The 24,601-nt window shown below is 54.9% G+C and carries 23 protein-coding genes; 12 read left to right on the top strand and 11 right to left on the bottom strand.

Annotated elements, in window-relative coordinates; translation table 11 throughout:
- Positions 1 to 45 precede the first annotated feature (45 nt).
- Entirely contained in the window at positions 46 to 2,352 is a 2,307-nt protein-coding gene (locus tag WN53_RS21910; protein WP_024486892.1) for an FdhF/YdeP family oxidoreductase, read from the bottom strand.
- Positions 2,353 to 2,556: 204 nt separating this feature from the next.
- Between WN53_RS21910 and WN53_RS21905 the strand changes: the two genes are divergently transcribed.
- The gene (locus tag WN53_RS21905; RefSeq protein ID WP_046808284.1) at positions 2,557 to 3,453 is read left to right on the top strand and encodes a LysR family transcriptional regulator; all 897 of its coding nucleotides are present in this window, start codon (positions 2,557 to 2,559) and stop codon (positions 3,451 to 3,453) included.
- Here WN53_RS21905 and WN53_RS21900 read toward each other — a convergent pair.
- The gene (locus WN53_RS21900; RefSeq protein ID WP_046808283.1) at positions 3,442 to 4,620 is read right to left on the bottom strand and encodes a CMD domain-containing protein; all 1,179 of its coding nucleotides are present in this window, start codon (positions 4,618 to 4,620) and stop codon (positions 3,442 to 3,444) included. The two genes, WN53_RS21905 and WN53_RS21900, sit on opposite strands and share 12 nt — an antisense overlap.
- Positions 4,621 to 4,722: 102 nt before the next feature.
- Here WN53_RS21900 and WN53_RS28735 point away from each other — a divergent pair, with 102 nt between their 5' ends.
- Positions 4,723 to 4,872: a hypothetical protein gene (locus WN53_RS28735; RefSeq protein WP_158645292.1), complete on the top strand. Its 150-nt coding sequence runs from the start codon at positions 4,723 to 4,725 to the stop codon at positions 4,870 to 4,872.
- A gap of 1,036 nt (positions 4,873 to 5,908) precedes the next feature.
- Here the strand turns inward: WN53_RS28735 and sapF are convergent.
- The 6 genes from sapF to WN53_RS21870 all read right to left on the bottom strand — a co-directional run bounded on the left by sapF (position 5,909) and on the right by WN53_RS21870 (position 12,333).
- Positions 5,909 to 6,721 carry a putrescine export ABC transporter ATP-binding protein SapF gene (gene sapF, locus WN53_RS21895; RefSeq protein WP_046808282.1) on the bottom strand — a complete coding sequence of 271 codons (813 nt, stop codon included), beginning with the start codon at positions 6,719 to 6,721 and terminating at the stop codon, positions 5,909 to 5,911.
- A gap of 1 nt (position 6,722) precedes the next feature.
- Positions 6,723 to 7,715, bottom strand: a complete 993-nt coding sequence (gene sapD / locus WN53_RS21890) for a putrescine export ABC transporter ATP-binding protein SapD (protein WP_021806551.1) — start codon at positions 7,713 to 7,715, stop codon at positions 6,723 to 6,725.
- The gene (sapC, locus tag WN53_RS21885; RefSeq protein WP_024486758.1) at positions 7,715 to 8,605 is read right to left on the bottom strand and encodes a putrescine export ABC transporter permease SapC; all 891 of its coding nucleotides are present in this window, start codon (positions 8,603 to 8,605) and stop codon (positions 7,715 to 7,717) included. Before sapC ends, sapD begins: the two co-directional genes overlap by 1 nt.
- Positions 8,592 to 9,557 carry a putrescine export ABC transporter permease SapB gene (gene sapB / locus WN53_RS21880; protein ID WP_021806550.1) on the bottom strand — a complete coding sequence of 322 codons (966 nt, stop codon included), beginning with the start codon at positions 9,555 to 9,557 and terminating at the stop codon, positions 8,592 to 8,594. The genes sapC and sapB overlap by 14 nt, the downstream gene beginning before the upstream one ends.
- Positions 9,554 to 11,206, bottom strand: a complete 1,653-nt coding sequence (gene sapA / locus WN53_RS21875; RefSeq protein WP_024486759.1) for an ABC transporter substrate-binding protein SapA — start codon at positions 11,204 to 11,206, stop codon at positions 9,554 to 9,556. The genes sapB and sapA overlap by 4 nt, the downstream gene beginning before the upstream one ends.
- A 350-nt stretch (positions 11,207 to 11,556) precedes the next feature.
- Positions 11,557 to 12,333 carry an NAD(P)H-dependent oxidoreductase gene (locus WN53_RS21870; protein WP_046808281.1) on the bottom strand — a complete coding sequence of 259 codons (777 nt, stop codon included), beginning with the start codon at positions 12,331 to 12,333 and terminating at the stop codon, positions 11,557 to 11,559.
- A gap of 88 nt (positions 12,334 to 12,421) precedes the next feature.
- Here WN53_RS21870 and WN53_RS21865 point away from each other — a divergent pair, with 88 nt between their 5' ends.
- The gene (locus tag WN53_RS21865) at positions 12,422 to 13,315 is read left to right on the top strand and encodes a LysR family transcriptional regulator (RefSeq protein WP_046808280.1); all 894 of its coding nucleotides are present in this window, start codon (positions 12,422 to 12,424) and stop codon (positions 13,313 to 13,315) included.
- Here WN53_RS21865 and pspF read toward each other — a convergent pair.
- Positions 13,312 to 14,319 (bottom strand): phage shock protein operon transcriptional activator, encoded by a 1,008-nt coding sequence (gene pspF / locus WN53_RS21860; protein ID WP_024487049.1) that lies wholly within the window; start codon positions 14,317 to 14,319, stop codon positions 13,312 to 13,314. The two genes, WN53_RS21865 and pspF, sit on opposite strands and share 4 nt — an antisense overlap.
- A gap of 184 nt (positions 14,320 to 14,503) precedes the next feature.
- Between pspF and pspA the strand changes: the two genes are divergently transcribed.
- The 8 genes from pspA to WN53_RS21820 all read left to right on the top strand — a co-directional run bounded on the left by pspA (position 14,504) and on the right by WN53_RS21820 (position 21,564).
- On the top strand, positions 14,504 to 15,169 hold the full coding sequence (gene pspA / locus WN53_RS21855; protein WP_021182065.1) for a phage shock protein PspA: 666 nt from the start codon (positions 14,504 to 14,506) through the stop codon (positions 15,167 to 15,169).
- Positions 15,170 to 15,226: 57 nt separating this feature from the next.
- Entirely contained in the window at positions 15,227 to 15,454 is a 228-nt protein-coding gene (pspB, locus tag WN53_RS21850; RefSeq protein WP_046808279.1) for an envelope stress response membrane protein PspB, read from the top strand.
- A gap of 128 nt (positions 15,455 to 15,582) precedes the next feature.
- Entirely contained in the window at positions 15,583 to 15,891 is a 309-nt protein-coding gene (gene pspC, locus WN53_RS21845) for an envelope stress response membrane protein PspC (protein WP_046808503.1), read from the top strand.
- Positions 15,892 to 15,979: 88 nt separating this feature from the next.
- Positions 15,980 to 16,246 (top strand): phage shock protein PspD, encoded by a 267-nt coding sequence (gene pspD / locus WN53_RS21840; protein WP_024487070.1) that lies wholly within the window; start codon positions 15,980 to 15,982, stop codon positions 16,244 to 16,246.
- Complete coding sequence (locus tag WN53_RS21835; protein WP_021806545.1) at positions 16,227 to 17,624, top strand: YcjX family GTP-binding protein; 1,398 nt, start codon at positions 16,227 to 16,229, stop codon at positions 17,622 to 17,624. Before pspD ends, WN53_RS21835 begins: the two co-directional genes overlap by 20 nt.
- On the top strand, positions 17,621 to 18,679 hold the full coding sequence (locus WN53_RS21830; RefSeq protein ID WP_024529301.1) for a YcjF family protein: 1,059 nt from the start codon (positions 17,621 to 17,623) through the stop codon (positions 18,677 to 18,679). Before WN53_RS21835 ends, WN53_RS21830 begins: the two co-directional genes overlap by 4 nt.
- Positions 18,680 to 18,955: 276 nt before the next feature.
- Positions 18,956 to 20,149, top strand: a complete 1,194-nt coding sequence (locus tag WN53_RS21825) for a M20 aminoacylase family protein (protein WP_037412976.1) — start codon at positions 18,956 to 18,958, stop codon at positions 20,147 to 20,149.
- 131 nt (positions 20,150 to 20,280) lie between these two features.
- On the top strand, positions 20,281 to 21,564 hold the full coding sequence (locus WN53_RS21820; RefSeq protein ID WP_024486017.1) for an MFS transporter: 1,284 nt from the start codon (positions 20,281 to 20,283) through the stop codon (positions 21,562 to 21,564).
- Between the two features lie 123 nt (positions 21,565 to 21,687).
- Here WN53_RS21820 and WN53_RS21815 read toward each other — a convergent pair whose 3' ends face one another.
- A complete protein-coding gene (locus tag WN53_RS21815; RefSeq protein WP_024486018.1) occupies positions 21,688 to 22,053 on the bottom strand; it encodes a hypothetical protein in 366 nt (121 codons plus the stop codon).
- Between the two features lie 357 nt (positions 22,054 to 22,410).
- On the opposite strand from WN53_RS21815, the gene tyrR reads away from it, so the two are divergent.
- Positions 22,411 to 23,982, top strand: coding sequence for a transcriptional regulator TyrR (gene tyrR / locus WN53_RS21810; RefSeq protein ID WP_024486019.1), 1,572 nt, complete (start codon positions 22,411 to 22,413; stop codon positions 23,980 to 23,982).
- 65 nt (positions 23,983 to 24,047) lie between these two features.
- Here the strand turns inward: tyrR and tpx are convergent, their stop codons facing one another.
- Positions 24,048 to 24,551 carry a thiol peroxidase gene (tpx, locus tag WN53_RS21805; RefSeq protein ID WP_021806539.1) on the bottom strand — a complete coding sequence of 168 codons (504 nt, stop codon included), beginning with the start codon at positions 24,549 to 24,551 and terminating at the stop codon, positions 24,048 to 24,050.
- Between the last annotated feature and the right edge of the window lie 50 nt (positions 24,552 to 24,601).

Raw genomic sequence — 24,601 nt, 5'->3', positions numbered from 1 at the left:
ATGAAGTAGGGTTGAGACTGAATATCTAGAGCTTCTCTTAATAGACTAAACAATACGCAACGTAGGGGGTTGAGCGCAGCGGCGGATGGCGACGGGAACCGATTTGGAAGTCGGCGTGCCGGTGCCATCACCAAAACTGGCCAGCGGCACCAGCGGGTTGGTTTCTGGATAGTAGGCCGCCAGATTACCGCGTGGGATATCGTAGCTAACCAGCTTGAAGCCGCTGACCTTTCTGGTTATGCCATCGTTCCATAAGGTTTCGATTTCCACCAACTCCCCATCCTGCAGGCCAAGATCGGCCAAATCTTCCGGATGAATAAACAGCACCTCGCGCTGGCCGTAAACGCCACGATAGCGATCGTCCAGTCCATAGATGGTGGTGTTGTACTGATCGTGTGAACGCAGGGTTTGCAGCACGAACGGCGCTTTTTCCGCCCCGATTTGCGGGAACAACGTATCGGGTAGCGGAGCGGCACAGAACTCGGCTTTGCCGCTCTGAGTTGCAAAGCGCAATTCGGCAGCGGCGTTGCCCAGATAGAACCCCCCAGGTAGCTCGCAACGTTGGTTAAAATCGTCAAAACCGGGAATGGTGGCCTGAATATGCTGGCGGATCAGTGAATAATCGTCGGCCAGCTCCAACCAGTCCAGCTGTTGGTTGCCCAGTACCGCGTCGGCAATGCCGCAGACAATCGCAGTTTCAGAACGCTGGGTATCTGCCAGCGGTTTGCCGATGCCTTCAGAGGCGTGCACCATGCTGAATGAGTCCTCCACCGTGATGTATTGCGGGCCGCTGGCCTGCATATCCAGTTCGGTACGCCCCAGCGTCGGCAGGATCAGTGCGTCTTTGCCGGTGATCAGATGGCTGCGGTTCAGCTTGGTGCTGATATGCACCGTCAAGTCACAGCGGCGCAGGGCTTGAGCGGTACGCTCGGTATCCGGAGCTGCTGCTGCCAGATTACCTCCCAGCGCAATCAGCACCTTGACCTCACCACGCAGCATCGCTTCAATGGCTTCGACCGTATTGTGGCCCATCTCGCGGCGGGGGCTAAAGCCAAAGTGTTGCTCCAGGCTATCCAGCAGCGCCTTGGGCGCTTTCTCATCGATGCCCATGGTGCGGTTGCCTTGCACGTTGCTGTGGCCGCGTACCGGGCACAGGCCCGCGCCTGGCTTGCCTAACTGGCCGAACAACAACTGCAGGTTGGTGATCTCGCGCACCGTCGGTACGGAATGCTTATGCTGTGTGACGCCCATCGCCCAGGTGCAGATAACACGCTCTGCGCCTTGGTAAATCGTGGCCGCATGGCGCAGTTGGGATTCACTCAACCCGGATTGCGTGGTGATCTGTTGCCATGAGGTGGCATCCACCTGAGCCAGATAATCTTCGATGCCCACGCAATGCCAATCGATAAACGACTGATCGAACAACCCTGTCTCGTTGGCGGCTAACCGCTGGCGGTGGGTTTCCAGTAGCGCCTTCACCATGCCGCGCACCGCCGCCATATCGCCACCCAGGTTGGGCTGGAAGTAGGCCGAACTGATGGGGGAGGACTTAGGTGTCAGCATCTGGATCGGGTTTTGTGGATCGGCAAACCGTTCCAACCCGCGTTCGCGTAGGGTATTGAAACTGACGATGCGCGCGCCGCGGCTGGCCGCGTGTTTCAGGCTGTGCAGCATGCGTGGATGGTTGGTACCGGGATTTTGGCCAAACACAAAAATCGCATCGGCCTGTTCGAAGTCATCCATACGGATGGTGCCTTTACCGACGCCGATGCTCTGCTTGAGGCCAACGCCACTGGCTTCGTGGCACATATTGGAACAATCCGGGAAGTTGCTGGTGCCCAGCATCCGACCAAACAGCTGATAAAGGTAGGAGGCTTCATTGCTGGCGCGCCCTGAGGTGTACAGCTCAATCTGGTTGGGGTTATCCATTGCCTGGATATGGCTGGCGATCAGTTTTAGGGCATCCGGCCAGGTGATGGGCTGATAGCGATCGGTCTTGGCGTCGTAGCGCATCGGGTGCGTCAAACGGCCTTGATACTCCAGAAAGTAGTCGCTCTGCTCGCGCAGGGTGCTGACGCTGTGGGCAGCAAAGAATGCCGGTTCAACCGCATTGCGGGTTGCCTCCCAACTGACCGCCTTGGCCCCGTTCTCGCAGAAGCTGAAGGTGCTGTGGTTGTCATCGCCCCAGGCGCAGCCGGGGCAGTCAAAACCGCGCGCTTTGTTAACGCGCATCAGGTTGCGCAGATTTTTCAGCGCCTGTTTGCTATCGAACACATAGCGGGTGGTGGCTTCCAATGAGCCCCAGCCGCCCGCCGCGCCGCGATAAGGCTTGATTGACGGTTTAAATTTCATGATTTTCTTCGCAGGTGATTAATGTAGCTAAAAGGTAAATGCCTTTTTAAGCATTTTGAGTATTTATGTGGCAAGTCTAGGGGCGTGAGGCCTTGGCGTCTAATCGAATAGAGCAATGATGGGATAGACGACACTTATCGCAACTGCCAGCAAGGCCGTAGCAAATGATATACTTCACGCAGAAATCATTTTCCGAGCCAATACATGGATATTAAGCAACTGATCTACCTGTGTAATCTTGAGCGGGAACGCCACTTTGGCCGTGCCGCTGAGGCCAGCTTTGTCAGCCAGCCGACCCTATCCATGCGGCTGAAAAACCTGGAAAAAGAGCTCGGGGTCTCGTTGATCAACCGTGGCAACAACTTTGAAGGCTTCACTGCCGAAGGCGAGAGGGTCTTGGCTTGGGCGCGGGAAATTGTTTCCGTTTACCAGGGGCTGAAGCTGGAAGTGGAATCGCTTAAACACGGGCTGAACGGGACGTTGCGTATCGGCACCGTGCCCCAGTGCAGCATTTCGTTAGCGCAGATGTTAAAGGCGGTCAGCGAGCGTTACCCGCAGTTAGACTATCGCGTAGCGGTATTGAGCGCCGATCAGTTGCTGGAAGCGCTAACTGCGCACACGGTGGATATCGGCATTGGTTTCTTTGAGCTGCCAACGCTCAAGGAGCTGCATTTTCAGTCGCAGTCTTTGGCTGACAGCGGTATCGACCTGGTATTTCATCCGCAGCATTTCCCCGAGCTGGTGGGGGAAAGTCCACTAACGCTGGCAACCGTGGCGGAGTTGCCATTATGCCTGGCAGAGCCGACGCGTTACTTCCGTCGTTATCTGGATCAACAGTTTCGTGAGGCGGGCTTGACGCTGCATACCCGGATGGAAACCACCTCGATCTTCCAACTGTTACAGGGGATTTTTGTCGGCTTGGGGTGCGGGTTGTTCCCCGGCGGTAACTTGCAGATGGAAATGATGCCGCAACTGCAACGGCGCAGTGTTGCCATTGCGCCGATGTCTCGTCATGCCGCCTTGGTAATCGCCGAGCCAGCAAGGGCCACGCCGCTGGCACAGCACTTTTTTGATGCGGCTCAGGCATGGTTATTGCGCTAAATCGGCTGCCACCGTATCGCCAAGACTGTAACGCAGCCGGTTTTCCCAGGCGTACAGCGCGCTGGTTAAAATCACGTCCAATGCCTGCGACCGATCCAGCCCGCCGTTGAACAGCGGCTGCACGCTTTGTGCCGTGAATTTCTCAGGCGTTCGCGTCAGTTCGGCCGTCACGCCTATCACGGCAGCGGTTACCGGATCGTCGGCCACCTCAAGTGCGTGATCAATCCCAGCCACTAATGCTCGTGCCAACTCCCGATCGGCAATGTTATGGGCTAGCGTGGCTGCACAGTAATGGCTGCCATTAATACGTGATGTCACCAGGGCAACCAAAGCCTTCAGGCGTGGAGATAGCCCATCAGCGTGGCGGGTAATGTTGTTAAATACCGCATTGCGCTCATGTAGAGCTGGCGCGTCGTGGGCCAACAGCAGGTAATAAGACTCGCTGCGGGCGTCCGGGTGGCTTTGGTCCAGAATGTCGAGCTGCCTAGCTTGGGCCTGCTCGACAACGATCTCCGGCAGGCGAGTTTGCCATGACCGTTCCGTACAGGAAAATCCCGCCGGTTCGGCATCTTCGATTTGAGGAAAACCGGGTAACACCACGGCGGGCCTGCCTGCCAGCGCGGCAATACCAGCGACCACCCGTGCCTGATAGCTAACGAAACCGATGATTTGCGAAAAGGTCACAATATCTTGCGTGCTCAGGCCAACTTCGCCGAGCTGTTGTATAGCCTTGGAGCAAATCAGAGTAGGTTGGCTGGCGAGTTGGCGGGCGTATTGGGTGATTTGTGCCAGACGGACATTACTTTCTCGTGAGGCATCCGGGCTGTCCAGAGGGGCGAGGCGAGCGGCGTAATGGCTACAAAGCGATTGCACGCCAGTGACCTGTGCCACCGTCAAGGCCGTCGACAGGCGATCGTAAGGTGACAATGTCACTTCACGCGAAACGTTGACTCGATCGGGGAACAGTACCGGATAGCAGGCCGAAGATGCAGTAAAAACGTCAATGCGATGGCTGAGGGCGGCATTCAATCCCTCGTCGCTAAACGTGCCCAGGCCTAACAAAAAACGTTCCCTTAGGCTTGCAGCGGCAGGCTCGAGTGGAGAACTGTCGCCAGAACTACGCTGGGTTTCGTGGTACCACTGGAAAGGGGTTAGGCGATGTTCCATCGGATAAAATCCTTCATCAATACAACAAGCCACCGTTACAGTTGGCAACGGCGGCAGGGTAAAAAAACCACGGAGCAGGCGTCAGTCATGGCCGCATAGGCCATGACCATAAATAGCGAAACCGGCGGCAAGGATAAGCATCAGTTGCGAGAAGCGTTGGGGGTGGGCGTTGTTCATCAGCGCGATATCCTGTTGTTTGCATGGCTCAACGTAGCGGATATCCTCACCGATTCGATTGGCGAGATAAAATAATGTTAAGTGCTAATTAATAACGTAAAGGAATAAAATATATTGCGGTAGGGTAGATGAGTGCCAAGATGCCATCCCCCGAGCTTCGACTATCGATGCCCTAGAACATGGCTAGTAATTAAGCGTTTACAGGAATTATGTGGCCTTGACGATGTGCATAACGGCACGGCATAACTATGCCGTGCCAAGGAAGTGATGACTTTAGATTAGAGCCACCCACTGCCAATTATCACGGATTTTGGCAAATAATAGCGATGCGAGTAAGATCTCTAGTATTACCGTTCTTGTCTTTGCACGTCTTTACGCGATAACAAAGTTCTGATGTATAGGCTACATCATGAGTGATACAAATATAGTTAGCGCCACCAATAATCTTTGACGCTTTTGAGGTATTGAGTTTTTTCACAACATATCCTTGATGGAAGTTGAAGAGAACTAATCAAATTATTAAAAGTAAATTATTATAATATCAGGAGTGTAGTGATGGCACGAGATCCGTACCCAGCAGAAACCATTATTTTGGGTTTTCGCAACTGACACGACTATGTGCAATATCTTCGCCATAACCGAACTTGTCTTTACAATGCTCTACGCGGAAACATTTCCCTGGACCCCATTGTTCATAGTGAGTAGTGCAAATGTATTGATGGCCACCGACAATGTTTGACGCTTCCGAGGTATTGAGCTTTTTCACAGTATATCCTTATGGTAATTAATGAGAGTAAATCTGTGCTTACTGATATTTAATCAATTTCCTAAGCGCTGATATTATAATAACAGACTGACTTTATAATCAATTGGATGCTTCTTGATATAAATTAAGAAAGTACCGGTAATGTTTGTGAGGGGCGGAAATAATTCCCACCTAAAATGAATGAAATAATGTTTTTATTTTACTGTATGATGAGTGATTGGTTTAGTCTGCCTGAGCGTTAATTATTCCTGGTTAAGCAGGTGCAGATTAACGCTAACAACCGATGCTGACGAGCTGGTAGGTGGGAAACGGGCGCAGTTGCGCGCCCGGAGGATGTCAGCGAAATTAAAACCTGCCGCCGTCACGTCGCCAGGCATCGGCAGTGAGCGCTTCGCCAAAGTGGCTGGCGATCAGCCGCTTGGTGAGGTCATGCAGCGGTGCGGCCAGCACTTCGGCGGTGCTGCCGCGCTCCACGATTTCCCCTTCATGCATCACCATCACCTGGTCGCTGATATGCTTCATCATCCCCAGATGCTGAGTCACATAAATATAGGCAATGCCATGCTTTTCCTGGAGCTCCAGCATTAGGTTGATGATCTGCGAACGCATCGACATATCCAACGATGCTAGCGCCTCGTCGGCAACAATCACCTTGGGTTGCAGGATCAACGCCCGTGCTAGCGCGACACGTTGTTTCTGCCCAGAGGCCAGCATATGCGGGTAATAATAAGCGTGGTCCGGCAACATCCCCACCTGGCGCAGGGTCTGATTGATCCGCACCTCGCGCTCTGCGGCTTCCAGATCGGTATTCAAACGTAGCGGTGCATCAAGCAACTGACCGATGCGCTGACGTGGGTTGAGCGAGGTGCTCGGATCCTGGAAAATCATGCGGATACGCTGGCTACGGTAGCGGTAATCGCCATAGACCAGCGGATGGTCGTCAATCAGTACCTCACCCGAGGAGGGTTCCACCATACCGGAAAGCATCTTCGCCAAGGTTGACTTACCCGAGCCGTTTTCACCGATGATCGCCAGTGTCTGGCCCTCACGCAGGGTAAAACTGACTGACTTGACCGCCTCCACATGCTGGCGGCGGAACAGCCCGGTGCGATAGCGGTAGGTTTTGGTCAGGTTGCGCACTTCCAGCAGCGTTTCCATGTTATTGCTCCTCCATGTTCAGCGGGAAGTGGCAGGCGAACAGGTGATTCTTCACCGGGCGCAGGCGAGGGGTTTCAATACATTGCTTTTGCGCATACGGGCAGCGTGGCCCCAGGCGGCAGCCGATCGGCAGATGCTCCAATGAGGGGATCGCTCCCGGCAGCGTATTCAGGCGGCTTTTATGCGGCAGTGAACGGCCAAAGTCCGGCATGGCGCGGATCAGCGCCTGGGTATAAGGATGATGAGGGGCGGCAAGCAGGTCTTCACATTGCGCACTCTCCACCGTCTGGCCGCAGTACAGCACGTTAACCCGGTCGGCCCACTTGCTCATCATCTGCAAATCGTGGCTGATCAGCAGGATGGTGGTGTTATTGTTTTGGTTCAGACGCGCCAGCAGACGGAAGATCTGCGCCTGCGTGGTGGGTTCCATGGCGTTGGTTGGCTCATCGGCGATCAGCAATCTTGGCTGATTAGCCAACGCAATGGCGATCATCACTTTCTGGCATTCCCCTTCGGTGAGTTCGTAAGGGAAGCTGCCCATGATATCGAGATGGTCCTTGATACCGACGCGGTGCAACAGCTCAATCGCCCGCCGTTTACGCCAGTTAAAGCGCTGCCACCAACGGCCCTTGTAAGTCCAGCCGGGAATGGCCTGGGCCAACTGGCGACCAATGCTTTCGGAAGGATCAAGACAGGACTGAGGCTCCTGGAAGATCATCGAAACGTTGTGGCCCACCAGTTTGCGCCGTTCACGCGGGCTGAGCTGCAACAGGTCGATATCGTCAAAGCGGAAGCGGTCGGCGGTGACGCGCCAGTTATCTTTGGTCACGCCGCATATGGCTTTGGCGATCAGGCTTTTTCCTGAGCCGGATTCGCCTACCAGACCACGCACTTCACCTTCTGTCAGCGTCATACTGACGCGATCGACGGCCTTCACCGGCCCTTCGGCGGTCATAAATTCAATCGTCAGATTGCGGATATCGAGTAACGGCATTATTCCACTCCCGCATTGATCGCGCGGCGTATTCCGTCGCCCAACAGGTTAACCAGCAATACGCTGATCAGAATAGCGGCACCGGGCAGCATCACGGTCCAAGGTGCGACATACACCAACTCCAACGAGTCTCCTAACATGGCTCCCCATTCCGGGGAAGGCAACTGCGCTCCCAGATCGAGGAAGCCCAACGCCGCGATGTCGAGAATGGCCATCGACAACGCACGGGTGAATTCGGTGATCAGTACGGCGGCAATGTTCGGCACCACGGCGTACCACAGGATCTGCATCGTCGAAGCTCCATCCAGACGGGCTGCGACCACATACTCTTTTTCCAGCTCATCGTGCACTGCGCTGTAGATGGTACGCACCATCCGTGGCAACAGTGCCAGCCAAACGGCCAGCATGGCGTGTTCCAGCTTCGGCCCAAGGAATGCCACCACGATAATCGCCAGCAGCAGTGAAGGGATGGAGAGCAGGGTATCGAGAATATGGTTGAGCATCGCAGACAGCAGGCCATGGGTGACCCCGGCAAATACCCCCAGGATCACGCCACATAGGGCGGCGGCGATGGTCACAATCAGTGCCGAACCGTAGGTGGCGGCGGTGCCGGTCAGCAAACGGCTAAGGATATCGCGGCCCAGATCGTCGGTGCCCAGGAAGAACGACACGTTGCCGTAGCGTGACCAGGACGGTGGTAGCAACTGATATCCCAGGAATTGCTGATCGAGGGCGTAAGGTGCCAGCAGGCTGCCGAACAGGGAAAGCAGCAGCAGGCCGATCACCCCATAAAAACCAATCATCGCCAAAGTGTCGCCATAGAAAATCCGCCAGGTATAAAGCAGCGGGCTAGGCATTTTCTTTTCGCGGTATACGTTATCGAAGGGCATACCATTCCTTATGTTTCAGCGGGTTGGTCGCCGCACCCAGAATGTCGGCCAGCACGTTAATGGTGATCACCAGCGTGCCGATCACCATCACGCCTGCGGAGATGGCCGCGTAGTCCTGTTGGCGGATGGCATTGATCAGCCAGCGCCCCAACCCTGGCCAACTGAACACCACCTCGGTGATCATGGCCAGCGTGAGCATGGTAGAAAATTGCAGACCGAGTTTTGGAATGATCGGCGGTAACGCGTTGTGCAACACGTGACGGCGGATAATGGTGAAGCGTGACAGGCCACGTGTAGCGGCAGCCTTGATGTAGTTCTGGCTGAGGACATCGTCGGTGCTGATGCGCATCAAGCGGATCACCTCGGTGATCGGGGCCACCGCCAGAGCGGCAATCGGCAGCACCATATGGCGCAGCGCACTGGCTATCATCTCATTGCGATAAGGCGAATCAGACAGCCAGGCGTCAACCAGTGCCAGACCGGTGACCTGCTTGACCTGATACAGCAGATCGAAACGGCCTGACACCGGCAGCCAGCCAAGATGCAGTGAAAAATAGAGCATCAATAGCAGCGCCAGCCAGAACACCGGAATGGAAAAGCCCAGCAGGGCAAAGGTACTGATGGCGGTATCCTGCCACTTGCCGCGCATCACACCGGCAATAATGCCCAGCGGAATGCCGATAAACAGGGCCAGCGTGAAGGCTAAAATGCACAGTTCCATGGTGGCCGGGAACACTTCGCGCAGCTGTTCGCTGATCGCCTGGCCGTTGATGCTGGAAACGCCAAAGTCCCAGTGCAGCAGGCTGACGAAATAGAACTGGTAGGCATCCAGCAAGGCGGCACCGTTTAATGGCGCGCGCGGGGTAAAGTAGCTCAGGCTGAAGCTGACCAGCGTCAGGAAGAACAGCGTGATCAGCAGCAACAGAATGCGGCGTAAGGTAAAGATAATCACTTTTTCGCGGCCTCCGCCGGTTCACGGTACACCCCGGCAAATGATGAGTTGCCGAACGGGCTCAACACCAGTCCTTTAATATCATAACGGTAGGCCTGCAAACGCAAAGAGGAGGCCAGCGGCAATACCGGCAACTGCTGTTCGAGGATCTTCTGCGCCTGCTGATAATGCTCGATACGCTGTGATAACTGCTGTGACAACAAGGCATCCTGCAACTGTTCATCAAAAGCGGGATCACACCAGTGAGCATAGTTGGTTTGCGAACGGATTGCCGCACAGCTCAGCAGCGGGCGGAAGAAGCTATCTGGATCGTTACTGTCGGTTGACCAACCGGTGAGCGTCAGATCGTGGTTCATCTCCATCAGCCGGGCTTCCTGGAAGCGGCCCTCTACCGGCACGATGGTGACATTAATGCCGACCTGAGCCAAATCTGCCTGTAACAGCTCCGCCGTTTTCAACGGGCTAGGGTTATAGGATTGCGATGCGGTTGGTACCCACAGCTTCAGATCCAGTGGCCCCACACCGGCTTCGCGTAGCATCTCTCTCGCCTTGGCCGGATCGTATTCGGTAACGTGGGCATCATTATCATAGGCCCAGGAGGCGCGCGGCAGGATCGAGGCGGCGGTCTCTGCGGTGCCGTAATAGATCGACTGCATCAGGCGTTGGTTGTTAATAGCTAACGCAATGGCCTGGCGCACCTTCAGGTTATCCAGCGGCGGCTTGCGGGTGTTGAAGGCCAGATAGGCGATATTCATCCCTGGGCGCAGCGTCAGGCGTAAACGCGGATCGTCGCGCAGGATCGAAAGCTGGCTGGCAGCGGGGTAGGCCAATACGTCGCACTCGCCGGTCAGCAATTTGGACAAGCGGCCCGTACCCCCGGCCCCCATGTCGATCACCACCTGCGGCATGCGCGGTTTCCCTTTCCAGTAAACGTCATTGCGTGCCAGACGGATATATTGTCCGGAACGGTATTCGTTCAACAAGAATGGGCCGGTGCCGACCGGTTCACGATCGATCATTTCCTGGGTGCCATCCAGCGTCAGATTGTCGGCATATTCTGCCGATAGCACCGGCGCATAATGGGTTGCCAGATGCCATAGGAAGGACGCATCCGGTGCCTGCAAGCGGAACTCGACGGTGTATTGGTCCAGCTTTCTCACGCTTTGCACAGAGTCGGCAAACTGCAAACTATCGAAGTACGGGTATTCACCGCCGTTGACATTGTGGAACGGATGCTTCTGGTCAAACACCCGCTGAAAGCTGAACACCACATCGTCGGCGTTCATTTTGCGGTTGGGTTGGAACCAGGCGGTGGTCTGGAAAGGCACATCCCGGCGCAGGTGGAAACGGTAGGTAGCGCCGTTGTCCAGTACTTCCCAGCTTTCCGCCAGTTCCGGGATCAGGCGGTAAGTGTAGGGGTCGACATCCAGTAGCCGATCGTAAAGCTGGGCGGCGAGGGTATCGACCGTCAGACCGCTGCTGGCCATCTGCGGATTGAAGGTGTTCAGAATGCCGCTGACGCAATAGACAAAGCCGCTCTGGCGGATGTCTGCTGGCGGTGGTGCTGCGCTGGGCACAGCCGGTGTCGCGGCCAGGGCAGACGTTGCCAGGCAGCCGAGCGACATTATCCAAAGAGGTAAACCACGCATAGACGCTTCATGGGTTATTAAGCAATAACGTTAGTGTATCGCACTCTGACCAACAGCCCAATTCCTTGAGCAAAATGACTGAAATTTCGGCGGTTTGGTTAAGCTTGCCGCTGTTTTTTGGCGTGTCGGCCTCAGCCCGAAATCCGTGCCGGTGGATAATTACCCAAGCTTAGTGTGGTAATGAGAAAAATTCTCAACAAAGTGCTTTACAGATGATACTGAGAACCATTATCATCATTTGGCAGTTCACGGAAGGCCACACCTTGTGGCCCTTTGTGGAAGGCACGACATTGCTCACATTGCTTCCAGTGTTTACTTAGCCAGCTCGGGTGCTGGCTTTTTTTTTGCCTCTATTTCAGGTGAACGGCAAAACCGGAGCGGCCAGGGACAATGTCTTCTCTCAGCGTTAACTGTGGGATCGCATAATCACCAAAGTTTTGCTTACGAAATGGCAAAGGCTCGGTACTGGCCAGCGTATCCAGTCGTTCCCCCAGCGCCGCACAAAGCTCTGGGAATTTCGCCTCGTCGAAGCGATCGGTGCGGTACGCCACAAACGGTGGCAGCACGTCAAAGCCGGGGTAATACAGAATGCCATGGTGAATGGGGAACAAAATATCCTCTATCGGGCCGTTGATACCGCGCGGGCTGTAATGAGACTCCCAACCGCCAGCGGTAACCAGCAACATAGCCCGTTTTCCTGCCAGCGTACCTTCGCCATAACGATCCCCCCAATGCGTATCGGAATGCTCGCCAACGCCGTACGCGAAGCCATAGGCATACACGCGTTCTACCCAACCTTTGAGGATGGCTGGCATGGAGAACCACCACAGTGGAAACTGGAGGATCACGGTATCCGCCCAGAGTAACTTCTCTTGTTCCAGCGCAATATCTGCACTTTGCGTTCCTCGTTCCAGAGCGATCCGGGAATCCAGTACCGGGTTGAAGCGGTTGGCTCGATCCCGATCCGTACGGTCTTCGCCATCCAAAGAGGCTTTCCATTTCATGGCGTACAGATCGGAAACCTGTACCTGATGCCCAGCGTCCTGCAGATGTTTGACCGCAAAGTTTTTTAGTGAGCCATTAAGCGATTGGGCTTCAGGGTGAGCGTAGACCAGCAGAATATTCATCATTAAGTTCCATTGCTGTAAAGAGAGCAACAGAGTAGGTTAGCGCCAGGTATAGTTAAAATTGATTTAGATGATTACAGGTATTTGCATGAGTAATTTCGGCAGGTTGGATCTCAATCTCCTGGTGACGTTGGATGTGTTACTGATGGAATTGAATGTTACGCGCGCGGCGGAGCGGTTGTCGCTGTCGCAACCTTCGGTAAGCGCTCATCTGGCCAAGCTGAGAGCGTTTTTCGACGATCCGCTGCTGCTGCCGGGCCCCAGAGGTATGCGGCCAACGGCCAGAGCGGAGGCTTTACGTGAACCTTTGCGGCAGGCGCTGGAAGTGCTGGAACACACCGTTTCACCCATCAGCCCGTTTGAGGCGGCCAGTGCGAATATCACCTGGCGCGTTGCCGCATCCGATTATGGCGAATCCACGGTGCTGTTGCCCGCATTGGCACGGCTTCGTCAGGCCGCTCCCAACAGCCGGTTGGCAGTGTTGGAACTGGCACCAACCAGGATTGCCCGGCAGGCGGAGATGGGGGAGATCGATCTGGCCTTTCACACTCAGGACTGCGCACCATCAGGGATGCGTCAACGCGTGTTATTCAAGGAGAAGTATGTGTTGGTGGGCCGCATTGGTCACCCTGCGTTGACGGCTCGCCCGACGCTGGCGCAATTTAGCCAACTGGAGCACGTGGTGGTTTCGCCAAACGGCGGGGGATTTAGCGGCATCACCGATCACACGCTGGAGCAGGTTGGGCTTTCGCGGCGGGTAGTCCTTTCCGTCCCGCATTTTCTGTTTGTGAAATCGGTGATCGGCAAGACGGATCTGGTGGCGATGCTACCCGAACGCCTGGTACGGGACAGCCCTGAAGTACAGATTGCCGAGCCACCAGTGGAGATCCCGGGCTATGAGCTGGCAATGCTGTGGGATGAGCGTTCGCATCGAGATCCCGCCCATCAATGGTTACGTGAATTGATCGCCCAGTCGGTTTAACTTCCCTCTGGGTCGCTACCTTGCAGCAACGCATGCTTTTTCAACATGCCGCGTAGCTGATGATAGGTCAGCCCCAGCAAATCGGCAGCTTTGCGCTGATTGAAGCGGCCCTGTTTCAATGCCATTTCCAGCAGGGTTTTCTCCTGCTGATGCTGCCAGCTTTTAAAATCCAGCGGCAACGCAGGTAAATCACTGGCTGGCGCGGTTACCTCATCATCAAGCGGCTCTGAACGCTTGGCAAAGGGGTTAATGATGATCTCATCCAGCTCATCCTGGTCTGAACCATGGCGGTAAACGGAGCGCTCCACCACGTTTTTCAGCTCACGTACGTTACCCGGCCAGGAGTAGCCGAGCAGCGTCGCTCGCGCATGTTCACTGAAGCCGGGGAACAACGGCAGTGACAGCTCGCGGCACATCTGAATGGCGAAATGCTCGGCCAATAGCATGATGTCTTGCTGGCGTTGGCGCAGCGGCGGCAGTTGCACCACGTCGAAGGCCAGGCGGTCCAGCAGATCGGCGCGGAATTTACCGGCGGCGGCCAGCGCGGGCAAATCATCATTGGTGGCGCACACCAGCCGGACATCCACCCGCAGCGGTTGGCTGCCACCCACGCGCTCCAGATGGCCATATTCAATCACCCGCAGTAGCTTTTCCTGCACCAGCATCGGCGCGGTTGCCAATTCGTCCAGAAACAGGGTGCCGCCATCGGCACGCTCAAAGCGGCCAAGATGGCGTTTCTGTGCGCCGGTAAACGCGCCAGCCTCATGGCCAAACAGCTCCGAGTCCAGCAGGTTTTCATTCAGCGCCGCACAGTTGAGGGAGATAAACGGCCCTTGCCAACGGTTGGAAAGATAGTGCAACCGGTGGGCAATCAGCTCTTTACCGGTGCCGCGCTCACCGATCACCAGCACCGGTTTATTGAGCTTGGCCAACTGTGAAACTTGTTCCAGCACCTCGACAAAGGCGTTGGCCTCGCCCAACAGGTTCTCTAACGGTTCGCTCATGATGAAATTCGCCAATGTTTGGTGAAAACACTCACTCTACAGCAAGCGTGGCGAGAGTCAAAAACAAATAATCTTTGTATTTCAATGAAATAAAAGTTGGCACGCTTCTTGATTAACTCTTAGGGCAAGTTGTATAACTTAACTCGGCGCTTCAGACGCCTTCAGAACCAAGAGGAAGTAAATTATGGGTATCTTTTCTCGTTTTGCCGACATCGTGAACGCCAACATCAATACTCTGCTCGATAAAGCAGAAGACCCGCAAAAGCTGGTGCGTTTGATGATCCAGGAAATGGAAGACACGCTGGTTGAAGTGCGCTCCACCTCAGCGCGTGCCCTGGCGGAGAAAAAACAGCTGCTGCGCCGCATTGAGCAGGGTGAAAACCAGATCAATGACTGGCAGGACAAAGCCGAACTGGCGCTGCGTAAAGATAAAGAAGACCTGGCCCGTGCCGCGTTGATCGAAAAACAGAAAGTGGCCGACCTGCTTGCTACGCTGAGCCAGGAAGTGGCTACAGTAGAAGAGACGCTGGCCCGCATGAAGAGTGAAATCGGCGAGCTGGAAAACAAGCTGACCGAAACTCGTGCACGCCAGCAAGCATTAACGCTGCGCCATCAGGCGGCTTCTTCTTCACGGGATGTGCGTCGCCAACTGGACAGCGGTAAACTGGATGAGGCGATGGCGCGTTTTGAACAGTTTGAGCGCCGTATCGACCATATGGAAGCCGAAGCGGAAAGCGTCAGCATTGGCAAAAAGAAAAGCCTGCATCAGGAGTTTGCCGAACTGCAGGCGGACGATGCCATCAGTGAGCAACTGGCGGCAATGAAAGCCAAGATGAACCGCCCGGAATAATGCTTAAGCGGCCACCCAGCGTGGCCGCCACACTACGGCCAATAAGAAGGAATTGAAATGAGTGCTCTATTACTTGCCATCCCGTTGACAATCTTTGTGTTGTTTGTCGCACCGATTTGGCTTTGGTTGCATTACAGCAATCGGCAACAGAGCGGCGTTCAACTGAGTCATCAGGAGATGCAACGTCTGACGCAGCTGGCGGAGCAGGCCACACGCATGCGCGATCGTATTCAGGCGTTGGAAGACATTCTTGATGCGGAACACCCGAATTGGAGGCAGTCGTAATGCGTAGAGACCAGGACAGAGGAAAGTTTGGCGATCGTCGCGATCGTTCCTACTACAACGACGACAGCGGTTCATACAAGGGCAACACGTTAGGCAGTAAAAAACTGTACCGTGTACCTGAAGAAGGCATGCTGAAGGGCGTTTGCGCTGGCCTTGCCCACTATTTTGACGTGCCCGTGCGTTTGATCCGGGTGATTGCCGTGCTGTCGCTGTTCTTCGGGCTGTTTTTCATTACGGTGGTCGCCTATATCGCCTTGGTCTTCGTGCTTGAGGAGGCTCCAGCCAGCCGTTATCAGGATGAACATCAGGCCACACCGCGCCAGTTGCTCGATAAGCTGGAATACGAATTGAGCAGCGGGGAGCAGCAGTTGCGCAAGGTTGAGCGCTACGTCACGTCTGACACCTTTGGCGTGCAGAGCCGCTTTCGCCAACTGTAACCTCTCTTAACGATGCACGGGCCTGCGTACGCCGCAGGTCAGGCATTGCACCGACTTTTTCCCCAACATTTGCCGGAGGGCAGCAACCATGAGTAAAACCTATGCGATTAATGCCCCAAAAACCGCTTCACCAAAATGGGGAGTAGGTGCATTGTTGAAGACCTTGTCGAAAGTCATCATCATAGCGCTAATGAGTTATGGCCCGGCGGGGGCAACCGCGTGGTTGCTGAAAACCGTCAGCCGCAAACCGCTGCGTTACGTGTTGGCCCTGTTGCTGGAACCGCTGTTTCGCAAAGGGCTGAACAAGGCGTTCGGGCGCTATGCCAAGGAGAACAATGAAACGACTGCAAAATGAGTTAACTTCGCTGGTCAATCGCGGGATGGATCGTCATCTGCGGCTGGCAGTCACCGGCTTGAGCCGCAGCGGTAAGACGGCGTTTATCACCGGATTGGTCAATCAGTTACTCCATGTTCACAGCGGCGCGCGTATGCCGCTGTTTTCCCCTGTGCGGGAAGAAAGACTGTTGGGGGTGAAACGCATTCCTCAACGCGACCTCGGTATCCAACGTTTCACCTACGACGAAGGCCTGGCGCAGCTGTATGGCAATCCGCCAAGCTGGCCAACGCCAACCCGTGGCGTCAGCGAAATCCGCTTGGCGCTGCGCTACCGTTCCAATGATTCACTGCTACGCCATTTTAAAGAAACCTCCACGCTGTATCTGGAGATCGTCGACTATCCGGGCGAATGGCTGCTGGATTTGCCGATGCTGGAACAGGACTACCTGGCCTGGTCACGTCAGATGGCTGGGTTGTTGCAGGGCGACCGCGCGCGCTGGGCCGAGCCTTGGCTAGCATTGTGCAAAGATCTCGATCCATTGGCCCCAGCGGATGAAAACAAGCTGGCGGCGATCGCCCAGGCTTATACCGACTACCTGCTGCGCTGTAAGGCTGAAGGGCTGCACTTTATTCAACCTGGGCGCTTTGTGCTGCCTGGTGATATGGCCGGTGCGCCTGCGCTGCAGTTTTTCCCGTGGCCGAACGTCGATGCGGCAGGGGAATCGCGCCTGGCACAGGCGGACAAACATACCAATGCGGGCATGTTGCGCGCCCGTTTTAACTATTATTGCCAGTCGATCGTCAAGGCGTTTTATAAAGAGCACTTTGTGCGTTTCGATCGCCAGATCGTGCTGGTGGACTGCCTGCAACCGCTCAACAGCGGGCCGCAGGCATTTAATGATATGCGTTTGGCGCTGACCCAGTTAATGCAAAGCTTCCACTACGGCAAGCGCACGCTGTTCCGCCGCCTGTTTTCGCCAACCATCGACAAACTGATGTTTGCGGCAACCAAGGCGGACCATATCACCGCCGATCAGCACGCCAATCTGGTTTCGCTGTTACAGCAACTGGTGCAGGAAGCCTGGCAGAACGCTGCGTTTGAAGGCATCAGCATGGACTGCGTCGGCCTGGCTTCGGTACAGGCGACCGAAAGCGGCATTGTCGATCATCATGGGCAGCCGATCCCGGCATTGAAAGGCCACCGTCTGGACGATGGCGCACCGCTGACGGTCTTCCCTGGCGAAGTGCCTGCGCGCCTGCCTGGCCCGGCGTTCTGGCAGCAACAAGGGTTCCATTTTGACCAGTTCCGCCCACGTATGATGAGCGTTGACAGTCCGTTACCGCATATCCGTCTGGACGCGGTGATGGAGTTTTTATTGGGAGATAAATTACGATGAGCGAGCCGTTAAAACCGCGTATCGATTTTGCCGAGCCGTTGCAGCCGCCACAGGAACCGGTGTTGCGCGCAGGCTTGGAATTTGACGAACAGCAAGCCGAGAAATTCTATCCGGCAGCGCCAGAGATGGAGCAGGAAGAAGAGGAAGGGCGCGCGGAAGGTATCGTTAACGCCGCGTTGAAACCCAAGCGCAGCCTGTGGCGTAAAATGGTTAACGCTGGGCTGATGCTGTTTGGCGTCAGCGTGGTGGCTCAAGGTGTCCAGTGGGTACATACCTCCTGGGTGCAACAGGATTGGATCGCGCTGGGTGGCGGGATTGCCGGTGGATTGATCGTCTTCGCTGGTATTGGTTCGGTGGTGGGGGAATGGCGCAGGCTATACCGCCTACGCCAACGTGCAGAAGAGCGTGACGAAGCTCGGGAACTGCTGCACAGTCACGGCCTGGGGAGAGGGCGCGAGTTTTGTGAAAAGCTGGCGCGTCAGGCCGGGTTGGATCAAGGGCACCCCGCATTGCAACGCTGGCAGGCTTCATTACATGAAACCCAGAACGACCGTGAAGTGGTTGCGCTGTATGCCAAGCTGGTGCAGCCGGTGCTGGATAATCAGGCGCGGCGCGAAATCAGCCGCTCGGCGGCAGAGTCGACGCTGATGATCGCCGTCAGTCCGTTGGCCTTGGTGGACATGGCCTTTATCGCCTGGCGCAATATCCGCCTGATTAACCGCATTGCGGCCCTGTATGGCATCGAACTGGGCTATTTCAGCCGCATCCGTCTGTTCCGCCTGGTGTTGCTGAATATCGCCTTTGCCGGCGCTTCCGAACTGGTGCGGGAAGTGGGCATGGATTGGATGTCGCAGGATATTGCGGCGCGGTTGTCTGCGCGGGCCGCGCAGGGGATAGGGGCCGGTTTGTTGACGGCGCGATTGGGCATCAAGGCGATGGAACTGTGCCGCCCGTTACCTTGGTTAGAAGGCGATAAGCCAAAACTGGGTGATTTCCGTGGTCAATTGATTAACCAGTTGAAAGACACCATGAAAAAAGGTCAAAGCAAAGTCTGACTTCAGCAGGCTGCGTCAATCAGACGCAGCCTTATGGCTGCACCGCCAAAAACTCCCTTCTTTTTGTACACCTCTGCAATACCCATTAATTGTTAATGATAAGTTAATGAAATGTTTGTTTTGCGGTCTTGGTCACGAAAAATCCCACGGACAGCGGCAAAGAAGACGGTATATTTGACCAACAATTAATCTGAATATCTGACTGCGCCAGCGGAAGATCCGCGATATTAGCTCGCCGCTTTAGCACCAAGACATCAATCCCAAGGACAGGAGGTAATGAACATGCCGCACCGTGAGCCGAACTTAGAGACCTTCCAACCCTATGCCGACGAAAGCCAAATCCTCCGTCGACATATTCATCAGTACCCTGAACTGGGATTCGAGGAACGACAAACCGCCGATCTGGTAGCGAGAAAGCTTGAGGAGTGGGGGTATCAGGTGACACGAGGGCTCGGTATCACCGGCCTGGTTGGGACATTGAAAAGAGGCAACAGCCCCCGCACGTTAGGCATTCGGGCAGATATGGATGCTTTGCCGATCCTGGAAAATACGCAACTCCCTTACAGCAGCCAGCATGAAGGCATCATGCATGCCTGCGGGCATGACGGCCACACCGCGATGCTGCTTGGCGCGGCACATTATCTGGCCGATCACGCCTGTTTCGATGGCACCTTGCACCTCATTTTTCAACCCGCAGAAGAGGGGTTGGCCGGTGCCCAGAAGATGATCGATGACGGCCTGTTTAAACGCTTCCCCTGTGATGCCGTTTTTGCCATGCACAACATGCCGGGCTTCCCGCAGGGGCAATTTGTCTTTGGCGAGGGGGCGTTTATGGCCTCCAGTGATACGGTCACCATCACCATTCACGGCAAAGGGGGACATGGCGCGATGCCGAAGGGCACCGTTGATGCCGTGGTCGTCGGGGCCAGTATTGTGATGGCATTGCAGACGATTGTCGCGCGTAATCTGGGGGCGCAAGAACCGGGTGTGATCACCGTAGGTTCATTCCAGTCAGGCATGGCCAGTAATGTCATCGCCGACTCAGCGGTATTAAAGTTAAGCGTGCGCGCGTTGGATCCGCAAGTCAGGGAGTTGTTGGAAGAGCGCATCAAGACGTTAGTGACGGCCCAGGCGGCCTCATACGGTGCCAGGATCGATATTGACTATGATCACACCTATCCCGTGTTGGTCAACCAACCGGAGATGACCCGTTTTGCCAAGCAGGTAGCGCAAAATTTAATGGGTGATAGCCATCCTCAGCAGGTCATTGATATCCCGGAACCGTTGATGGGCAGCGAAGACTTTGCCTTTATGCTGAACCAGTGCCCGGGCAGTTATTTATTATTAGGTAACGGCCAAGGTGAAAATAGCTGCATGGTACACAACCCTGGCTATGATTTTAATGATGAAATCATACTCAGAGGGATCGCCTATTGGTCTGCGTTGACGCAGGAATTCCTGAAGGAATAAACCTCGGTCTTTAATAAGTTGGTGATACTCCTGAATTTGTCGGGGTCGAAAATGTTCGATCCTGGCATAACATCGATTATCTGTACGGGCGAAGCATGCTGCGCCCCTGCAAATTAAATTAAGGACAGGCCATGGATAGCGTCAAGGAAAGAAAGTCCCCGGCTAGGGCCATTGTGGCTACCACGTTAGGCAATGGCTTAGAGTTTTTTGATTTGGTGCTTTACGCATTTTTTGCGACCTACATTGCAAAAGCTTATTTCCCCGCGACAGATCCTTTGGTGAGCATGACGATGACCTTCCTGATCTTTGGGATGGGTTATCTTGCCAGGCCGCTGGGGGCACTGGTCATCGGCCATTATGCCGATAAAAAAGGGCGCAAGCCCGCCATGACGCTGACGTTCCTGCTGATGGGGCTCAGTACCCTGACGATTGGTATCACCCCGTCATATGAAAGCATCGGGACTGCGGCCCCGATCATTATTACCCTGGCCAGGCTGATGCAAGGCTTCTCCGCAGGCGGTGAGTTAGGCGCATCAACGACCCTGCTGGTGGAGTATGCCAAACCCCATAATCGCGGGTTTTACGGGGGATGGCAGGTAGCGAGCCAAGGTGCGGGCAACGTATTTGCCGCCATGACGTTGGTGATCCTGGTAAATTGCATGCCAGAGGCGAGTGTGGAAGCCTGGGGCTGGCGTATCCCGTTCCTGTTTGGCATCGTGATTGTTCCGGTGGGGCTGTATATTCGCTTTAAGCTGGAAGAAACCGCCACTCACACCTTACCAACGGCCACCGAAAGCGTTAGCAAAATACCCTTGCTGGAAGTGATAACTACCTATTATAAAGAAACTTTGGCGGGAATTTTGCTGACGATGGGGGGAACCATCCCACATATGATCATCATGTTTTATATTCCCAACTACGCCATCAGCATATTAAAACTGGATACCAGCTATAGCATGTTAATCGGTGCCATCGCCGGTTTGATTACTCTGATTGGTGGGCCGCTAGCGGGAATGTGGTCAGATAAAGTGGGCAGGGTCCGGTTGATTGCCTGGGCGAGAATAGCGATAGTTGTGCTGATTTATCCGGCCTTTTATTTACTCAGCACCCACCCCAGTATTGAAATGCTGTTTGCGGTAATGATTGTGCTGAGCATTATCAATATTATCGGTGCTTCGCCGTCCATCACCATTTTGCCGGAAATATTCCCAAGGCGGGTAAGAACCACCGGGTTATCGCTGGTTTATAGCGTTGCCGTGGGGATCTTTGGCGGCTTCTCATTATCGGTGGCTTCCTATCTGATCAAGCTAACCGGTAATACCACGGCCCCGGCGTTTTACGTGATTGCCGGTTGTGTCTTATCGTTGTTCGCCTTCCTGTACATCAAGGAAACCAGCCAGGCACCGCTCAATTAATTACCCCTCACTCCAACCCTCTCATATAGTGAGAGGGCTTGCTCTTTTGGGTAATTCTGGTCGCTTCGTCACCCATGAACTTGCGGCTAAGCACGTCTTCTATCAGAGATTCTTAAAGCGTCATTACCACTTATAACCCATGTTCACGCTGTAATCGGGATCCTGATTGGTGGAGTAGGGATCGGACTGGCGCAGGCGATCGGTTTTTTTCACAGGGCGATTAAGTGTCGAATACGATTTGTCGCGTGGGCGGCTGCAGCTGGGATGGTCGCATTCAAGATTGGCACTGAAGCCGGTCTTATCTTCTGATTCTGACCAGACCACTGGCGCCTTGGCGGTTTTTTCCGCGGGCCCAGGTACAGCTTTGGGGGCGGGGGCGGCTTTAATGCTGGGCTCCGGCGCCTTATAGGATAGGTCCAGCGCTTGAGTTGGGGCGCTCAACAACAGCGTGGTGCAGCAAAATGCTGCCAGTGAATGCTTTCTAAGCATGGTCATCTCTCTTTCTTTATAGTTACGCAGCGCAACTATAAAATACTCAGACGAGAATTACTATCATTTGTAACCGGAGAGGGCTCATTTCTCAGTTTGTAACCACAGATTGACGAAAGAATATCCCCCTGTGAGCGCGTGATAATCCGCTGCCAAAATAATGCTGAATATGATAACTCTCTAGAAATAAGCTAAAATTACGCCGATGGTGTTATTGGCTGGCGTTTAAAACCGCTAATAGCAGTGATAAACTGGAGCTCTGTCAACTTTTGCTGACAGATCGCTTCTTCCTTCCGGGGGGAGAGGTTATCATCATCACCAGACATCCCCGCACCTGCAGAGATAAGGCCAATACTGATGCGTTTGGAAGTATTTTGCGAAGACCGTCTCGGTCTCACTCGAGAATTACTCGATCTTTTGGTATCGCGCGGTATCGACCTGCGCGGCATCGAAATTGATCCTATCGGCCGTATTTACCTCAATTTTTCCCAGCTGGATTTTGATACCTTCCGCGCGCTGATGGCGGAGATCCGGCGCATCAGCGGTGTGACCGATGTGCGCACCGTTAACTTTATGCCTTCCGAACGTGAACACCGTGCGTTACGTGCGTTGCTGGAGTCGATGCCGGAACCGGTGTTTTCCATCGATATGAAAGGCAAGGTGGAACTGACTAACCCGGCGGCTCAGACGCTGTTCAACTTCAGCGAAGACAAGATCCGCAATCAAACGGCGAGCCAACTGATTGGCGGCTATAACTTCAGCCGCTGGCTGGAGAGTGAAGACACTAAGCCGCATTCCGAGCGGGTGGTGATCCGCAGCCAGGATTTCCTGATGGATATCACCCCGATCTATCTGGAAGATGAGCAACAGCAGAATGCTCCCGTGGGCGCCGTGGTAATGCTCAAATCCACTGCCCGCATGGGCCGCCAGCTGCAGAACCTGTCGGTGAATGACGATACTGAGTTTGACCATATTGTCGCCGTCAGCCCGAAAATGCGCCACGTGCTGGAGCAGGCGCGTAAACTGGCCATGCTGGATGCCCCATTGCTGATTGTGGGCGATACCGGCACGGGGAAAGATATTCTGGCGCGGGCCTGCCACCTGCGCAGCCCACGTGGCAAACAGCCGTTCCTGGCGCTGAACTGTGCCGCCTTGCCGGACGATGTGGTAGAGAGCGAACTTTTTGGCCATGCGCCGGGCGCTTATCCGAATGCGTTGGAAGGTAAGAAGGGCTTCTTTGAGCAGGCCAACGGTGGCTCGGTATTGCTGGATGAGATTGGCGAGATGTCGCCACGCATGCAAACCAAACTGCTGCGTTTCCTCAACGACGGTACGTTCCGCCGGGTAGGGGAAGAGCATGAGGTGCATGTGGACGTGCGGGTGATCTGCGCCACGCAGAAAAACCTGACCGAACTGGTGCAGCGCGGTGAATTCCGTGAAGATCTCTATTACCGTTTGAACGTGCTGACCATCACCATCCCGCCGCTGCGCGAACGCCCGCAGGATATCATGCCACTCACCGAGCTGTTTGTGGCGCGCTTTGCCGATGAACAAGGGGTCGCCAGGCCGAAACTGGCCAACGATCTCAGTAGCTTCCTGTGCAAGTACGGCTGGCCTGGCAACGTGCGACAGCTGAAGAACGCCATCTATCGTGCCCTGACCCAAACGGACGGCTACGAGCTGCGCCCGCAAGATATCATTCTGCCGGATTTTGAGGTGGAGATAGCGTTAGGGGATGAAGTGATGGAAGGCTCGCTGGATGATATCAGCAAGCGTTTTGAACGCTCGGTGCTGACTCGTCTGTATCGCACTTATCCCAGCACCCGCAAACTGGCCAAGCGTTTGGGCGTCTCACATACGGCAATTGCCAATAAGCTGCGGGAATACGGGCTGAGCAATCGCAAGCTCACCGACGACAGCGAAGAATAACAGTCCCTCATTTTCAGGCATAAAAAAGCCCGGCTTAAAAACCGGGCTTTTTGCTATCTACAGGCTTATTTCAGCGCGGCAAGCGCTGCATCATAGTCTGGCTCGGTGGTAATTTCGTTTACCAGCTCGCTATACAGCACGTTGTCCTGGCCATCCAGCACCACCACGGCGCGCGCGGTCAGACCGGCCAATGGACCTTCGGCGATCTCTACACCATACGCCTGCTTGAAATCACCGCCGCGCAGGGTAGACAGGGTAACCACGTTGTTCAGGCCTTCTGCACCGCAGAAGCGTGACTGGGCGAACGGCAGGTCGGAAGAGATACACAGGACCATGGTGTTATCCAGGCCACTCGCCAACTGGTTGAATTTACGCACCGATGCGGCACAGACGCCGGTATCAATGCTTGGGAAGATGTTCAGGACTTTGCGTTTACCCACGAAGCTGCTCAGGGCAACGTCTGACAGGTCTTTGGCAACCAGGGTAAAGCTTTTTGCCTGCTCGCCCTGCTGTGGCAGTTTGCCTGCTACAGTGACAGGGTTGCCTTGAAAATGTACGGTCTGAGTCATTGCTCGGTTCCTTTCAACGATGTTTATACAAAGATGTGAAGCCGATTAAC

The organism is Serratia fonticola, assembly GCF_001006005.1.
GTDB classification, from domain to species: Bacteria; Pseudomonadota; Gammaproteobacteria; order Enterobacterales; family Enterobacteriaceae; genus Chania; species Chania fonticola.
The sequence above is the reverse complement of the archived record's forward strand: the minus strand, read 5'-3'. Positions and strand labels throughout refer to the sequence as shown.

Bases quoted from the DNA above. Each gene is read 5' to 3' on its own strand.
- tpx (WP_021806539.1), bottom strand. From the start codon at position 24,551: ATGACTCAGACCGTACATTTTCAAGGCAACCCTGTCACTGTAGCAGGC.
- sapC (WP_024486758.1), bottom strand. From the start codon at position 8,605: ATGCCCTTCGATAACGTATACCGCGAAAAGAAAATGCCTAGCCCGCTG.
- pspA (WP_021182065.1), top strand. From the start codon at position 14,504: ATGGGTATCTTTTCTCGTTTTGCCGACATCGTGAACGCCAACATCAAT.
- WN53_RS21870 (WP_046808281.1), bottom strand. From the start codon at position 12,333: ATGAATATTCTGCTGGTCTACGCTCACCCTGAAGCCCAATCGCTTAAT.
- WN53_RS28735 (WP_158645292.1), top strand. From the start codon at position 4,723: ATGACCATAAATAGCGAAACCGGCGGCAAGGATAAGCATCAGTTGCGA.
- pspC (WP_046808503.1), top strand. From the start codon at position 15,583: ATGCTGAAGGGCGTTTGCGCTGGCCTTGCCCACTATTTTGACGTGCCC.
- WN53_RS21905 (WP_046808284.1), top strand. From the start codon at position 2,557: ATGGATATTAAGCAACTGATCTACCTGTGTAATCTTGAGCGGGAACGC.
- sapD (WP_021806551.1), bottom strand. From the start codon at position 7,715: ATGCCGTTACTCGATATCCGCAATCTGACGATTGAATTTATGACCGCC.
- pspD (WP_024487070.1), top strand. From the start codon at position 15,980: ATGAGTAAAACCTATGCGATTAATGCCCCAAAAACCGCTTCACCAAAA.
- WN53_RS21835 (WP_021806545.1), top strand. From the start codon at position 16,227: ATGAAACGACTGCAAAATGAGTTAACTTCGCTGGTCAATCGCGGGATG.
- WN53_RS21865 (WP_046808280.1), top strand. From the start codon at position 12,422: ATGAGTAATTTCGGCAGGTTGGATCTCAATCTCCTGGTGACGTTGGAT.
- tyrR (WP_024486019.1), top strand. From the start codon at position 22,411: ATGCGTTTGGAAGTATTTTGCGAAGACCGTCTCGGTCTCACTCGAGAA.
- pspB (WP_046808279.1), top strand. From the start codon at position 15,227: ATGAGTGCTCTATTACTTGCCATCCCGTTGACAATCTTTGTGTTGTTT.
- WN53_RS21820 (WP_024486017.1), top strand. From the start codon at position 20,281: ATGGATAGCGTCAAGGAAAGAAAGTCCCCGGCTAGGGCCATTGTGGCT.
- sapA (WP_024486759.1), bottom strand. From the start codon at position 11,206: ATGCGTGGTTTACCTCTTTGGATAATGTCGCTCGGCTGCCTGGCAACG.
- WN53_RS21830 (WP_024529301.1), top strand. From the start codon at position 17,621: ATGAGCGAGCCGTTAAAACCGCGTATCGATTTTGCCGAGCCGTTGCAG.
- WN53_RS21910 (WP_024486892.1), bottom strand. From the start codon at position 2,352: ATGAAATTTAAACCGTCAATCAAGCCTTATCGCGGCGCGGCGGGCGGC.
- WN53_RS21900 (WP_046808283.1), bottom strand. From the start codon at position 4,620: ATGGAACATCGCCTAACCCCTTTCCAGTGGTACCACGAAACCCAGCGT.
- sapF (WP_046808282.1), bottom strand. From the start codon at position 6,721: ATGGAAACGCTGCTGGAAGTGCGCAACCTGACCAAAACCTACCGCTAT.
- WN53_RS21815 (WP_024486018.1), bottom strand. From the start codon at position 22,053: ATGCTTAGAAAGCATTCACTGGCAGCATTTTGCTGCACCACGCTGTTG.
- pspF (WP_024487049.1), bottom strand. From the start codon at position 14,319: ATGAGCGAACCGTTAGAGAACCTGTTGGGCGAGGCCAACGCCTTTGTC.
- WN53_RS21825 (WP_037412976.1), top strand. From the start codon at position 18,956: ATGAACATGCCGCACCGTGAGCCGAACTTAGAGACCTTCCAACCCTAT.